Origin of the sequence: Vibrio mexicanus (genome assembly GCF_001012815.1) — a bacterium.
Taxonomy (GTDB): Bacteria; Pseudomonadota; Gammaproteobacteria; order Enterobacterales; family Vibrionaceae; genus Vibrio; species Vibrio mexicanus.
The window spans coordinates 55,114-68,134 of sequence record NZ_JYJP01000003.1; the positions used below are offsets into that span (position 1 = coordinate 55,114).

A 13,021-nucleotide genomic window follows, 5' to 3' on the forward strand; every position below is an offset into this window, starting at 1 on the left:
AGTGCTAAGTTTTAATGACGGACGTTATAACGCACATTGAAAGAGATTGATATGACTCAGATAAAACTTTCCCATATTAGTACCGGCTTTCTCGCCGTGTTTGTTGGTTATGCGAGCGCAGCGGCCATTATTTATCAGGCGGCTTCTAGCGCTGGGGCAACTCAAACTGAAATTGGCTCTTGGTTTTGGGCGCTTGGAATAGGCATGGGGCTGTCGACCATCGTGATGTCGTACAAATCGAAAATGCCCATCGTTACCGCTTGGTCGACACCGGGGGCGGCTTTGCTGATCACGTCTTTAGACGGCTTAACCATGGCTCAAGCTGTGGGTGTATTTCTCTTTAGCTCAAGCTTGATTACCTTGGTTGGTGTTTTTGGGTTATTTGATAAATTGCTTGAGCGAATTCCCTTGTCAATCGCGTCGGCCATGCTTGCAGGGATACTTATCCAATTTGGCCTAGGGGTGTTTTCTGAACTGATGCAGGAAACACTGTTGATCGCCGTAATGCTCGGTATGTTTATTCTCACCAAGGCTTGGTTTAAAAACCTGCTTATTCCCGCCATATTTATAGTCGTCACCGTTGCTTGTATGGGTATGGGAAAATTGGATGTCACTGGTATCGAGTTTACGTTCACCACACCTGTTTTGATGACACCCGAACTCGATATCGCATCCATGATTAGTGTCGGGATCCCGCTGTTTATCGTGACGATGGCATCCCAAAACTTACCTGGGTTCGCAGTGCTAAAAGCGAATGGCTATCACACACGTTCGTCTGGAATCATAACGACAACGGGATTAACGGGTGTTTTGTTAGCGCCATTTGGTGGATTTAGTTTCAATTTGGCGGCAATCACGGGTGCGATTTGCATGGGCCCGAATGCGGACGAGGACCCAAGTAAACGTTATGTGGCAGCAATTTCAATGGGATGTTTTTACCTGTTAGCTGGTGTGTTTGGTTTGTCATTTGTGCAGCTGTTTACTGCCATTCCACAATCTGTCGTCATTGCCATTGCTGGGCTTGCGGTGATGGCACCGTTAGCGAACTCATTGACAGTGGCGATGAGTGATGACAACAATCGTGAAGCGGCTTTAATGACTTTCTTGTTCACAGCCTCGGGCATTAATATGCTCGGTGTGAGCAGCGCATTTTGGGGGGTGAGCTTAGGATTGTTCTGCGTTTGGTTCAATGGACTAAAGCAAAAACAGGCCAAACTCACATCAGCATAATGATGTTTGATTGCCAATCGGCAGCACTATCTACCTTTAACATAGTTAACGTGATTGAGGTTAACCTGCTTTCGGTACTGATTTGGGGTAACGCCCCTATGTTTTTTGAAATGTCGGTGGAACAAGCTTAGGTTGGCGTACCCGGCTTGGTTGGCAATCACATCAATGGGTTTGGACGTCTGCTTGAGTAGGTGGCTTGCGTGCCCTAGCCGTAAGTGTTGAAGGTATTGTGAAAAGCTCGACTGCATAGACTGTTTGAAGTGTCGTTTTAGCGTCGCGATGCTGAGATTCGCATAACGAGCTGTCTCTTCAAGTGTGATGGCATTATGGTAGTGCTCAGTCATGTAAGATAGGGCATCAAGCATGCGGGAATCTTCGAGCTGGGGAATCGATTTGTGCGAAAGGGCAATCGTATAATTTGGAGCTTCCGATCTAAGCAGCTCTAAGAGCAGTAAAAACAGCGAAAATCGGGTAACAGCTGATCTCCCCTCGCACAGTTGCTGAATAATAGGATAAGCTTTGGTCATGCATGTTGGATGATATGACCAAGCGCCCGGGCAGCGCTCAAAATAGCTCTGCAGCTCAACTAATTCGGTGAGCTGAGATTGAGCCAATTGAGTGAACCAGTTACTTGGAACCATCACAATATAGCTGTGGATCATGCCATCTTGTTGGTCTGTTTCTGTGGGCATTACTGCCGTGTGGCGCGCTCGGCCTCCCCAAGTATGAGCTACCCCCGGTCGAGTTAGCGTGAGATCCCAGCCAGACACTTCGCAAATATCATCCGCGATATAGCGCTCCCCTTGTACATTTGTCGTCAAGGTAATTTCCCAATCCCAATGATAGTGCCAATGGAAAGTCAGCTCAGGGCGGACTTTACGATAGGCGGTAAGTTGGAGTTGGTCAGGATAAGTTTGGATTTCTTTGGTAATCATCTCAGGACTGTTTCTTTACTATGTTCCGACTAAATGTGCTCCGAACTGTTGCTGATAATCGTTCATCTTGAGCTAATAGTACATATTATCGAGCTCTTTATGAACGTTATTGTCATTTAGAACGGGTAGAGTGTGATTTCTTGTCTTGCTTTGGAGCAAATAATGAAACAAATCCTTTTCCTCTGTTCAGGTAATTACTATCGCAGTCGTTTTTGTGAACTTTACTTTAATGCCCTGGCCGAACGTTCAAGGCTACCATGGCGTGCAGACTCTAGCGCATTGCTCCGTGATCTCAGTGATACGGGTAATGTCGGCGCAATTGCTAAAGAAGTGATTGAAAAGCTTGATGAGTTAGGGGTGGAATCATCGCAGCATCCGCGTATGCCGAAAATTGCTACCGCAAAGCAAATTTGCACTGCAAATCGTGTCTACGCTGCCAGCCGAGTTGAGCATGCCCAATGGTAGAAGAGTACTTTTTAGAACAAGCGGATTTGATTGAGTTCTTTGAAGTCGAGGATGTCCCAATCATGCAGCCAGAAGAAGCGTTTGAACTACTACGCCAAGATGTTGAGAGAGTAATTGAAGAGCTTACTCAATAGTCATGAGTCGTTTTGATAAATATGCAGAAATAGTACTTTTATAGGCTATTATTCTGCAATTTTCAGTCTTATTATTGAAACGTATAGAACTAAGCATCAAAAGTAGTAGTGTATATTTGTTTGTTGTATGTATTATTCTTGCAAAATAATTGGAATGAAAGTCACAATAATTGTTAAGGAAGAATAATGAACGCATCTAGCCTACTACTCTTGACCTCGTCTGCCTTTTTCTCTTTTTCAGCCGCCGCTCAAAATGTCGCTGACAGTGTTCCTTTGACTGATGGGCAGCCATCAAGTACTCATTGCCAGTACGCCGATGATCTAGGACGTTTAGCGTTTGATCCAGATTCAGGTCGTTTGTGGGCGTGTGGAAACGATGGGTTTGTCTATTTTGAATCGAAGTCGTCGTCACAATATCAGTGTTTAAATGATCAGGCAGCCACTTCGAACTATCCTGAATGGAAACCACGTAAATGGAATGACAAAAACGGGATGTACTATAAAGGTGAAGTGGTAAGACACAAAGGTAAGCTTTACACACCAACCAATGGTACTGCACATGGCGGCAGCAGTCCTTCAAAGGCAAGTTGGGATTGGCAGTTGTTCGTGGCTGACAACGCATTGCCTACGCGATGGGAGGCATCACACTCTTATCATCCCGGTGATCGTGTCATTCACATGGGTATTGAATACGTTGCTCGAGAAGCAAACTCGAACAAAGCTCCAAATGATCAGAACGTTAACTATCAGCCGTGGGATTACGTTGGCGCGTTCGAGTGTCCTAAAAATTAATCCTGCTGAAATAATGTTCTGCGGATAGTCAATGTCATAATGACGAAAAAAGGGTCTAGCTAGTGAGCTAGACCCTTTTATTTCGCTAAGGCAAAATTATTGCTAGATAGCTATAGCTTAGCGAGTTGCTCTTCAGATTTAGTGGTCATTTTTGCTTGGCTTTGTGTGCGCTTTATTGCTGAAACAAGCGCACTTCTCGACGCTGCTTGATCCCCTGAATCTGAACCATACAGGGTTGCTTGCCAAGCTTGCAGTTGCAGTTTTACTTCAGCCACTTCATCTTTGCTTGCGTTACCGTCAATTACCCAGTCAGAGAAAAGTTGAGACGCCAGTATTGCATCATTAGATTCGATGGCCTTAATGAAGTCGCTCTTTGTTAGAGGCGTCAGTGGAGAATCCGTGTCTTTCGCTTGCGTAGTATTTCGCTTCATTAATGCGTAAGCAAGCGTGGCGAGCCAAAGCGTTGCAAACAGTGCTGTAAGGTATGGCCAAATACCACTGTCTTTCTCAATAATAACTTGCTGTGGCATGGTTGTAACAGGTGCAGCGAAGTCTTGGTTTAAATTGCTGGCGGCGTCTACCTGTAGTTCTAGGCCACTCACTTGGCTATTGTCAGCTTTATCGAGTTGACTATTCCACCAATTGATAGACACAGGCTCAAGAGAAAACTCTCCGGTTTGCTGAGGAATAAGGACCTGCTTTAATGTTATTCTGGTGACGTTGTCACTTCCGTTGTCATTACTTAATGTCTCAAAGGTGGGTTTTTCTTCGTAGACGCGAACGCCCTGAGGATTATTGATGACAACATTTGGAAGCTGTTCAACGGTGAGACCAACAACATCAAGGGTGATCTGGCGGGTAATCGCATCGCCAACAGATAAACTATGGATCTGACTTGGATCGATAGCGTTGCCCTGTGCGTCAATCCATTGTTGATTAAGTTTTAGTGAAGAGGTTGGTAACCAGCGGCCAACGTAATCGGCAGGTGGCTGTTTTACCGTGATGGCAATTTGCTTACCCGGATTATCAATTTGAATCACACTTGTTGAGCCAGTGCGGTTGTTCCCATAAATCACACCGCCTTGAAATGCGCTGGTCTGAAGCTCAAAGCTACCCGGATCTGTGGCAGTGATGCGATAAGTTTGATCAACGATGGTTACTTCAACCCCATCAAGAACGCTTTGATACTGTTTAGGTTCACCTTGTAGCGCTATAGCCATACCATCCACTTTCGGCGGAACAATTTTAGGGTTTTGCAGCCGGCGAGGGTCGGCTTTGATGATCAAGCGAGTCGTGAGATAAGCACTCTCGCTTGGGTAAAGGCTTGAGCGATCCAGTTGATGCTGCAACTCAATCAAATCATCCTCATCCGGTGCCATAGTATCGAGCTCTACCTGAATAGGGATAGGCTGCGTTTTGGCTCCGTTAAGTGTGAAACTAGGAATCGTTAATGTGCCCAGTTCTAAAGCGGCCAGAGACACATTCCATTCGCTGCGGTTACTGCGGTCGCCATTAATGATGTTTACTGAGGTACCAAAACTAGGGCGACTCATGAAGAAATACTCTTCCAAAACGCTAAGGTCTAAGTCATCTGACGATACTTTTTGATCAATAGAAATACGCAGTTGGAATACTTCGTTCTTTGCGACTTTGTTCTTGCTAACGGTGGCGACCATTGTTGCTGCTTGAGCAATGGACGACAGTGCAAAGAATAAGATGATTGATTTAAGCAAGAGTGATATCGCCCGATAGCTTGGGCGGTAGAAACCATTTTTCATCATAGACTCGTTCATAGAAAACTTTCGGTTATTCATTACTGTATTACCCTTCATCACCACTATCCCTTATTACCAATGTTTTCCCGTGTCTTCGGGTGTTGGCCTTTGTTGCGCCTGCAAGAGCAATTGAGCTTGCAGTAGGTGGCTTGGGTCGCGGGCACTCTCTACTTGTTCTAGACGTCGCAGGTTAGGGTCTACGTCTTGGTGATTGTCAGGCGAAAGTGGTGCAGCAACCGGAGTTTCCTGCTCTCGTTCGCCGTCTTCCGTGCTTTGCTCGGATTCCATTCTAGCCGCCTGAGGTTGAGCGTTCGGTTGCGAATCTAATGGGTCGGATTCGCTGTCAGAGTCCGCGTTATTGTCTAGTTCGCGCTTGTCTAACTCGCGCTGGGCATTGTTAACGTTGTTTTGGACTTGTTGGTCACGTTCTTCAGCGCTTGTGGGTTGCGGTGCTGAGTTATCGTGAGCAGCATTTGAGTTTGCGCTTTGTTCTTGCCCCTCGGATTGATTTGCATCGGCTTCGTCACTTGTTTGTGCGTCATCAGTATTTTGAGAATCTTCTGAGCTGTGCTGGTTTTGGCCGGATTGCTGATCTTGTTCGCCTTGTTGACTTTGGGAACCTGAGCCATTGTCGTCTGAATTTGGTTGCGATTCGCCATTTTCGTCTTGTTGCTGTTGCTGTTGCTGGGCTTGCTCAACGATATCTAGATTGGATCTTGCTTTAGTGAAGTTCGGATCTTCTTCAAGAATCTCTTGATAAAGCGTTGCGGCTTCATCCAGTTGTCCAGATTGAGCATAAGCGTTGGCCAAGTTGTATTTGTTTTCTAATCCTTCAGCTTGAGAAAGCCATTCAATCGCTGTTGTATAGTCTTGTGCTTGGTAAGCCGCTGCTCCCTTCCAAGCAGGGTTAGTAAACGCTTTTTTCGCACTGTTGAAGTCCCCAGATTGAAAGGACTCATAGCCTTGCTGATCATCCGTGAGCCAAGGGCTAGCCCAACTCGTGTTTGGAAAAGAAAGTGGCAAAATGAGCAGACTGATCGAAAATAGAACACCTCTTCTGAACATCAAAAGAGCGGGGATAATAAGCAATGGCAAAAACCAGAATCCATTGTTCAACCGGTCAGAGATCATTGCGTCGCCGGTTTTATCGGCGCTCGCATTTGAGTTAGTCGCTAAGTGCATAGTCCGAGCCAGAATGGCATCGACGTCTGAGTTGTCTGGCACTGCAGCGCGAAACATACCCGACGTCGCTCTCGCAAGCTTTTGCATGTTGCTAAAATTGCTTTGAGCAATCACCGTGTTACCCGCATTATCGCGCAGTAACTTTCCATCGGGGAGTTGAATAGGCGCACCCGATCGCGTTCCAATGGCAAGAATCGACAGCTTCCATGGTGTGCCAGAAAGCAGTTCTTCAATATCTAACTTTTCTCGATCATCCAGATCATCGGCAATAAGAATGATGTCCCCAGATCCCATTTGCGCATTTTGCAGCATGCTAATCGCTTGCTCGACCCCTTTAGCGGCGTTCGCTCCCGGGAAGGGCATTAAATCAGGCGAGAGATTGGGCAATATACTAAGAATAGTTGCGGTGTCATTAGTCAACGGGCTTACCGTATAGGCATCACCTGCGTAGGCCACTAAACCTGTGTAGCCCTCATTCCAACCGTTAAGCAAGTCTGTTGCTTTGAAACGAGCTTGCGTGAGTCGGTTTGGCGTCAGATCGGTTGCGTACATAGAGCGCGACATATCCATCACCAAAACTCGAGCGCTCGCATTTTGTTGGCCAGACACACTGACGGTTTGCCAACTTGGACCAGACAGCGCAAATACCGCGATACAGCAACTAGTCGCTGCCACTTTGATGCCCAAACCGGAACTTTTATCAGAGCCTAATCCTAAGGCTTTCGCGATGTGTGGTGCGATGAGCACGGCACTTTTACTGCGCTTGAGTAGCCAAAGGGTCAAGCCTAATATTGGGAATAAGGCTAAAAACCACTCTGGGTAGAGAAACGATGGAATCAGAGAATGAAAGCTAGACATGATTTCTCCTCATCACTAACAAAACAATCGAGAAAAACAGCGCAATGGCCAGTGGCAGGCCAAACCATTCTTGCTGTGGACGCCAAGTTTGTTTGGCCTCATTGATAGGCTCTAGGGCATCAATGGTGTCGTAAATATTGGCAAGCTCTTCGGCGTTTCGTGCGCGGAAGTACTGGCCACCCGTCATGGTAGCAATCTCTTCTAACGTTTTTTCATCAAGGTCGTGAGCGGTATTAACGGTGCGTGTACTAAAGAATTGGCGTACTTCCATTTCGCCAGCGCCAACCCCAACGGTATAGATGGTTGTGCCATATTGCTGGGCTATTTCGGCTGCTTCAATTGGGTCAAGCACACCGGAGTTGTTTGAACCATCGCTGAGAAGAACCATCACGCGCTGCGGTGCGTCGCTATCTACAAAGGTTTTGGTTGCAAGGCCAATCCCATCGCCAATGGCAGTTTGATCGCCAATTAGGCGCAGAACCATTTGGTTAATCTGTTCTGAAATGGTTCGTCTGTCCAATGTAAGTGGTGTCTGTAGATAGGCATGGTCTGCAAAAAGAACCAGCCCCAATCGATCGCCTTCTCGGTTCTCTACGAACTGACTGAGGACGTTTTTGACAGCGCTAAGACGATCGATGTAATCACCATTGTGCATCATGTCGGCCTGATTCATTGAATATGATAGATCGACAACCAGCATGAGATCTCGATGCTCAGTATGCACGGTGACAGGATCGCCATACCAAACTGGACGAGCTGTCGCAGTAACTAACATCAGCCAAACAACCACAGACAACAATCGAGAAGTATGACCGAGTGGTGCTTTACTGCCGCTTTGTGTCGGCAAATTCGGCAGGTAGATTGCGTGACGCTGCTTGACCGCTGGCATGAGTTTGTACACGAACAGCGGCAAAGGAAGCAGTATAAATGCACCCCACCAAACGAACTCTATGTTCTCCAAACTAGCGCCCCCACTTTCTCTTAGGAGGAAGCGCTTGGCTTACCCACTGTTGGCAGCTTTCAACCAAGGCATTCGCGTCTTCGACAGGTTGCTTTTGATATAACGCTTGATCCCAAATTGAGCGATAAGGCGTGAAGATTGGTCTGGTGACCTGACTGTCTAGAAAGTTGTACCAATCTTGACCAGTTAGATGCGCAATCTCATCTCGTGGGTAATAACTTAAAGCCGCTTGGCGAACAAGTTCAATCGCTTCAGATGGTGTGAGCGAACGCTTGCCATTAAACATGGTCAATGCTGCCTTTTTAGGCGCTTGGCGACGCTTGTTACCGCGAACAAGCAATACGAAAAGTAGTAGGCAGGTTAATACTCCAGCAAACGTCGCCCACCAACCCCATGCGAGTGGAAACCAGCTAGGTACATCTGGAAGAACAATGGCTTCTAATGGAAGAGGTGTCGTTGATGATTCCGTCATTCAATTTGTCTCTGATTTTGTTGTTATTATTGATTAACCCGTCACCTGATCGACTAGTGCCTGGTCGGTAGAGAGATAGTGATAACTCATACCGAGTTGTCGACATCTCTTTTCCAAACTGGCTTGGTGCCGATCAAATTTGATCTTGAGTTTTTTCCTGTTTTTACTTGATGAGAAATCAAACCACTGCGTTTGATTCCTGTTTGATACGCGTTCTACGCCACGAAACTGGGTATGACCAGATTCTAACGGGTCACCAACATGAACTAAACGAATTCGATTATGGCGACTCAAACGGGTGAGCAGAATTTCTTGTTCGGTTTGCGTATTGTGCGTTTCTGAAGAGTGAGCGTTAAAACGACTGAAGTCACTGATAATGATGATTTCGCTGCCTTTTGGACACAGGCGATTTAGGGCTGTAAGCCCATCGGTCATGGAGTTAAGGTTATCGGTGTTTACGTCATTTTTGGTGGAGCCGTTTTGAAGCAGTTCTTTTTGCAGCAGCTTGCTATGTTCATTCACCAATTGCTGAATGACCTTTAAAGGGCCAGAGTTACGAGCACTTGGCTTAACGTCGATAAGCTGAGTGCCTAAGTCGATCACGGCGCCCACTCGGTCATTGTTTGCGGTTGAAAGCCAGCTGACAAGCGCCGCCATGTGAGAGGCGAGTACCGACTTAAGCATGAAAGTGGAACCAAAACGCATGCTTTCACTCAAGTCGATGTAAAGCATCACCGGCTTCTCACGCTCTTCTGTATAAAGTTTGGTGTGCGTTTTACCTGTACGCGCGGTGACGCGCCAGTCAATACTTCGAATGTCATCACCGGGTTGATACTGGCGCACTTCGGCAAAGTCCATCCCTCGGCCGAGAGCCGAACTTTGGTGCTGCCCAAGCATTTGGCTCCATAAGCTCTTGGCTGGAGGTAACCAGCGAAGACTTTGCTGTTTATAACTGATCAGCTCTTTAAGAGTGAGATTCACTCCGTCCATCTCAACAGAATGGCGCTGGGCAGAACTCTTCGCTTTCATTAGGCGCTGCCAACCAACGAGAGAAGCTTTTGGATAACTCGATTCGGCGTAATGCCTTCAGCTTGAGCTTGGTACGTCAGCAATATGCGGTGTCGCAACACAGGGTAGGCCATAGCTTGGACATCTTCTGGAGAGACAAAATCACGACCAGACAGCCAAGCGTGCGCACGTGCACAGCGATCTAGGGCGATAGTTGCTCGAGGGCTGACACCCATTTCAATCCAATCTGCCATCTCTTGTCCGTAATGGATAGCTCGCGCGTCGCAATCACTAATCGAATAATGTATTGCTCAATCGCGTCAGCCATGTGGATGTTGAGCACTTCTTGCCTTGCAGCAAAGATGTCAGCTTGGGAAAGCTTTGGCGGCGTTTGTTCTTTACCAGAACTCATAGCTTCGCCGCGATTTAGGCGAAGAATTTCAAGCTCGTTCTTGGCGTCTGGGTAATCAACTTCAAGGTGCAGTAAAAATCGATCTAACTGTGCTTCTGGAAGTGGGTAAGTGCCTTCTTGCTCTATCGGGTTTTGGGTTGCCATCACCAAAAACAACTCAGGTAATGGATAAGTTTTTCGACCCGCAGTGATCTGCTTTTCTGCCATCGCTTCCAGCATTGCGGCTTGAACCTTAGCTGGTGCGCGGTTGATCTCGTCTGCCAAAAGCAGGGAGTTGAAAATAGGGCCTGCTTGGAACGTAAACTCACCTGTTTCAGCTCTAAAAATATCGGTACCGGTTAAATCTGCGGGTAGCAAGTCCGGTGTGAACTGAATTCGGTGGAAATCGCCTTCGATACAGTCGGCTAAGCTTTTTACCGCGCGGGTCTTTGCGAGACCAGGAGGGCCTTCGACAAGAATATGACCATCGGCAAGTAGTGCAACGAGCAGTTGTTTAACCAATTCTTCTTGGCCGATTACTTGGCCGTTCAAATACTGCTGAAGTTGTTGTAGCGAAACGGACTGCATAAAGATTTGTTCTCCTTTGAGTTTTCCATTTAGTGGTTAATGCGTGGAAAAAGTTCCTGATTTCCGTTGAGCTTGGGTTCGTTTGAACAACATATGAACAACAAGCCATAGCAAAACATTATATGGAGTTTGGAGCGCATGCTTGCAAGGCCATAAATGTATAATTTCATGGGAAATAGTAAACAAATTTTCAAGCTTGCATCCTTGTCACGAAATAAGATTGCAGGCCTTTTTCTGTGAGGCAAAAATTGCTATTGGCATCTGTGGTGTGAAATAGGTAAACTTCGACCTAGTTTGATTTTGTATTTTATTCTAGGTAAGTGGTGAGTAATCATGAGTGATTTTGAAAAAGAGCTTGAGCAAATGTCTCAAGAGATGGCGAACGAGCCAGAAGTAAAACTGCCTTCTCTTGAAGAGCAAAAAGCAGTCGTTGCTGAGCTAAAGCGCCTAGAAGCGGAAGGCAAACTAACACCAGAAGTGTTAGAAGCGCACTTCGGAAAATTCTACTCTAAAACAGATACGCCAGTTCACTAGAAACAGGCATTGAAGAATAGAAAAGGCTGGGTTTTCCCAGCCTTTGTTGTTTCTAACTAGTTGCTTGTAAAAATGAACTTCTAATGTCTTGAAACTTCTAGCGCAAACCCTGTCCAAACTGCACCTGAGCGTTTGTTTTGCGAAGTTTCCCAATCTTGGATTTTGTCCCAATGAAGTGGATGTTGATCTAACTCAGTATCCAACCACTGCTGTTCATGGCTGACCAAATAATGGCTGGTCATAATCTCTACAAGCGGGTAAACAACTACCGGTATGAGTACTGAATCTGCGGCGTGATGCGTTTCATCGAAATTGCTAATAGGGCAGTTAAGCTTTCTCAGCACTTCGCCCTCAACGGGGTACTGATTAATTAACTGCTCTAGATCTAGAGGAGCTTTAATCAGTAATCGTACATCAAGCTCAAGCTTTTGAAGGATATAAGCGACACAAAAGAGTGGGTTGAATCCGTCTTTTTCGACAAAGCTATCCATGTCAAATGGCGAGTAAATTCCGGTCACTTTGTAAATCTGCTTTGCAAGAACATCATCGTCAGCAGAAGTATCAATGTTCACAACCTCGCCTGAGAAATCGCAAACTGAAGGATCGAACTTGTTCAGCGTGATCACCTGGTTATCTAGCTCGAATAGTCGGATGCAAGCTACCACGCTGTATGCACCACACAGATAACTTCCCTCTGGCTGCTTCAAGTTCGGCAGTACGCCCATAGTAAAAACCTTTATCAATTGTTCGAACACTAAATTGTGTCATGTATCTTGCGGACTAACCTAGAAGAGTGATTGTTTTAACTCAATGATTTAATTTGAGAAAACCAAGTGATTTCACATAAATAGCTAATCTGAATTAACAACTTTAGAATGCTAAATAGAAAGCTCACTTTGTCGAAACCACTTCATTGTTTTGTCTATTGGGATCCGTTTATTCAAGGGCTGCGTATTCTTTTTCAGATCACTGCGCTTCCCATAAAGAGAAAGAGAGTCGAAAGATGCCAATACGTTTAATGATATTGCTGCTGTTTATACCGCTAAGCAGTCACGCTCAGTTTGTCGGCATTGAAAAGAGCAAGTTTGAATCGCATTATCGTGCTCAATACGATTTGTTTTGGAGCAGGGCCACTAGTGTGGAGATGGTGCTCTCCTACCAAGGCATGGATTTGGAAAAGGATGCAATAGTCGACAAGGCAAAAGAAGCTGGGGTCAACGAGAGTATAAAGATCGTTGAAATGTTGAGTGCAATCAATACGGTAATGCAAGACAAGAGTGGGCAATCGGTGCAAGTGCTGAGCCAATATACTGCGGGGCCGCCGTCCCCTATATTCCTCTACAACCAACTCGTTGAGAGCAAGCCTGTTATTTTGATGGTTCAAAGCTCACGAACATCAGACCGAGCAGTAGTTGTCACCGGGATGGAAGCAAATGTCTCCGATCAGGGTGTCGTTGTATCATCACTCTATGTTTTCGACCCATACTCTTATGAAACGGTCATGACTGCGAATGGCTGGTTACCCAACCAAGATAAGAATCTCGAATACCTTGAATATTCGCTCATAAATGGACAGAAAGGTTTGAGGTTGGGCGACGCTGGCTACATAACGGGCGTGATAATGGTTGATGGTACGAAAATGTAGCCGAGCGTGGTGGTGCCTGAGACTTTGCCAAACAGAACGCGATCATCTTAA

Annotated in this window: 13 protein-coding genes and 1 pseudogene; 6 read left to right on the top strand and 8 right to left on the bottom strand. The window is 46.1% G+C overall.

Annotation, left to right across the window (positions count from 1 at the left end):
• The first annotated feature begins 51 nt into the window (after nt 1-51).
• Nucleotides 52-1,230 carry a benzoate/H(+) symporter BenE family transporter gene (locus UA76_RS01065; RefSeq protein ID WP_047042256.1) on the top strand — a complete coding sequence of 393 codons (1,179 nt, stop codon included), beginning with the start codon at nt 52-54 and terminating at the stop codon, nt 1,228-1,230.
• 26 nt (nt 1,231-1,256) lie between these two features.
• Here UA76_RS01065 and UA76_RS01070 read toward each other — a convergent pair whose 3' ends face one another.
• Nucleotides 1,257-2,165, bottom strand: coding sequence for a helix-turn-helix domain-containing protein (locus UA76_RS01070; protein ID WP_047042258.1), 909 nt, complete (start codon nt 2,163-2,165; stop codon nt 1,257-1,259).
• 162 nt (nt 2,166-2,327) lie between these two features.
• Here UA76_RS01070 and UA76_RS01075 point away from each other — a divergent pair, with 162 nt between their 5' ends.
• The 3 genes from UA76_RS01075 to UA76_RS01080 all read left to right on the top strand — a co-directional run bounded on the left by UA76_RS01075 (nt 2,328) and on the right by UA76_RS01080 (nt 3,556).
• Entirely contained in the window at nt 2,328-2,630 is a 303-nt protein-coding gene (locus UA76_RS01075; RefSeq protein ID WP_052771894.1) for a hypothetical protein, read from the top strand.
• Nucleotides 2,624-2,764 carry a hypothetical protein gene (locus UA76_RS23545; RefSeq protein WP_157617533.1) on the top strand — a complete coding sequence of 47 codons (141 nt, stop codon included), beginning with the start codon at nt 2,624-2,626 and terminating at the stop codon, nt 2,762-2,764. The genes UA76_RS01075 and UA76_RS23545 overlap by 7 nt, the downstream gene beginning before the upstream one ends.
• Before the next feature lie 186 nt (nt 2,765-2,950).
• Complete coding sequence (locus tag UA76_RS01080; RefSeq protein ID WP_047042260.1) at nt 2,951-3,556, top strand: hypothetical protein; 606 nt, start codon at nt 2,951-2,953, stop codon at nt 3,554-3,556.
• A 110-nt stretch (nt 3,557-3,666) separates the two neighbouring features.
• Here the strand turns inward: UA76_RS01080 and UA76_RS01085 are convergent, their stop codons facing one another.
• The 6 genes and pseudogenes from UA76_RS01085 to UA76_RS01110 all read right to left on the bottom strand — a co-directional run bounded on the left by UA76_RS01085 (nt 3,667) and on the right by UA76_RS01110 (nt 10,791).
• Nucleotides 3,667-5,388, bottom strand: coding sequence for a BatD family protein (locus tag UA76_RS01085; RefSeq protein ID WP_052771895.1), 1,722 nt, complete (start codon nt 5,386-5,388; stop codon nt 3,667-3,669).
• A 15-nt stretch (nt 5,389-5,403) separates the two neighbouring features.
• Nucleotides 5,404-7,371: a VWA domain-containing protein gene (locus tag UA76_RS01090; RefSeq protein WP_047042262.1), complete on the bottom strand. Its 1,968-nt coding sequence runs from the start codon at nt 7,369-7,371 to the stop codon at nt 5,404-5,406.
• Entirely contained in the window at nt 7,364-8,332 is a 969-nt protein-coding gene (locus UA76_RS01095; RefSeq protein ID WP_047042265.1) for a vWA domain-containing protein, read from the bottom strand. The genes UA76_RS01090 and UA76_RS01095 overlap by 8 nt, the downstream gene beginning before the upstream one ends.
• Before the next feature lies 1 nt (nt 8,333).
• Nucleotides 8,334-8,804 (bottom strand): DUF4381 domain-containing protein, encoded by a 471-nt coding sequence (locus UA76_RS01100; protein WP_047042266.1) that lies wholly within the window; start codon nt 8,802-8,804, stop codon nt 8,334-8,336.
• A gap of 33 nt (nt 8,805-8,837) precedes the next feature.
• Nucleotides 8,838-9,833, bottom strand: coding sequence for a DUF58 domain-containing protein (locus tag UA76_RS01105; protein ID WP_047042267.1), 996 nt, complete (start codon nt 9,831-9,833; stop codon nt 8,838-8,840).
• A pseudogene (locus UA76_RS01110) lies at nt 9,833-10,791 on the bottom strand (AAA family ATPase). Before UA76_RS01110 ends, UA76_RS01105 begins: the two are co-directional and overlap by 1 nt.
• Nucleotides 10,792-11,124: 333 nt before the next feature.
• On the opposite strand from UA76_RS01110, the gene UA76_RS01115 reads away from it, so the two are divergent.
• On the top strand, nt 11,125-11,325 hold the full coding sequence (locus tag UA76_RS01115; protein ID WP_047042268.1) for a restriction endonuclease subunit S domain-containing protein: 201 nt from the start codon (nt 11,125-11,127) through the stop codon (nt 11,323-11,325).
• A gap of 80 nt (nt 11,326-11,405) precedes the next feature.
• Here the strand turns inward: UA76_RS01115 and UA76_RS01120 are convergent, their stop codons facing one another.
• On the bottom strand, nt 11,406-12,050 hold the full coding sequence (locus UA76_RS01120; protein ID WP_047042270.1) for a hypothetical protein: 645 nt from the start codon (nt 12,048-12,050) through the stop codon (nt 11,406-11,408).
• A gap of 278 nt (nt 12,051-12,328) precedes the next feature.
• Here UA76_RS01120 and UA76_RS01125 point away from each other — a divergent pair, with 278 nt between their 5' ends.
• A complete protein-coding gene (locus UA76_RS01125) occupies nt 12,329-12,970 on the top strand; it encodes a cysteine peptidase family C39 domain-containing protein (protein WP_047042272.1) in 642 nt (213 codons plus the stop codon).
• Nucleotides 12,971-13,021: the final 51 nt, after the last annotated feature.

What these genes read in the sequence shown, in the direction of transcription:
- UA76_RS01070 (WP_047042258.1), bottom strand. Translation starts at nt 2,165, where the DNA reads ATGATTACCAAAGAAATCCAAACTTATCCTGACCAACTCCAACTTACC.
- UA76_RS01090 (WP_047042262.1), bottom strand. Translation starts at nt 7,371, where the DNA reads ATGTCTAGCTTTCATTCTCTGATTCCATCGTTTCTCTACCCAGAGTGG.
- UA76_RS01075 (WP_052771894.1), top strand. Translation starts at nt 2,328, where the DNA reads ATGAAACAAATCCTTTTCCTCTGTTCAGGTAATTACTATCGCAGTCGT.
- UA76_RS01080 (WP_047042260.1), top strand. Translation starts at nt 2,951, where the DNA reads ATGAACGCATCTAGCCTACTACTCTTGACCTCGTCTGCCTTTTTCTCT.
- UA76_RS01065 (WP_047042256.1), top strand. Translation starts at nt 52, where the DNA reads ATGACTCAGATAAAACTTTCCCATATTAGTACCGGCTTTCTCGCCGTG.
- UA76_RS01105 (WP_047042267.1), bottom strand. Translation starts at nt 9,833, where the DNA reads ATGAAAGCGAAGAGTTCTGCCCAGCGCCATTCTGTTGAGATGGACGGA.
- UA76_RS01125 (WP_047042272.1), top strand. Translation starts at nt 12,329, where the DNA reads ATGCCAATACGTTTAATGATATTGCTGCTGTTTATACCGCTAAGCAGT.
- UA76_RS23545 (WP_157617533.1), top strand. Translation starts at nt 2,624, where the DNA reads ATGGTAGAAGAGTACTTTTTAGAACAAGCGGATTTGATTGAGTTCTTT.
- UA76_RS01100 (WP_047042266.1), bottom strand. Translation starts at nt 8,804, where the DNA reads ATGACGGAATCATCAACGACACCTCTTCCATTAGAAGCCATTGTTCTT.
- UA76_RS01115 (WP_047042268.1), top strand. Translation starts at nt 11,125, where the DNA reads ATGAGTGATTTTGAAAAAGAGCTTGAGCAAATGTCTCAAGAGATGGCG.
- UA76_RS01085 (WP_052771895.1), bottom strand. Translation starts at nt 5,388, where the DNA reads ATGAAGGGTAATACAGTAATGAATAACCGAAAGTTTTCTATGAACGAG.
- UA76_RS01120 (WP_047042270.1), bottom strand. Translation starts at nt 12,050, where the DNA reads ATGGGCGTACTGCCGAACTTGAAGCAGCCAGAGGGAAGTTATCTGTGT.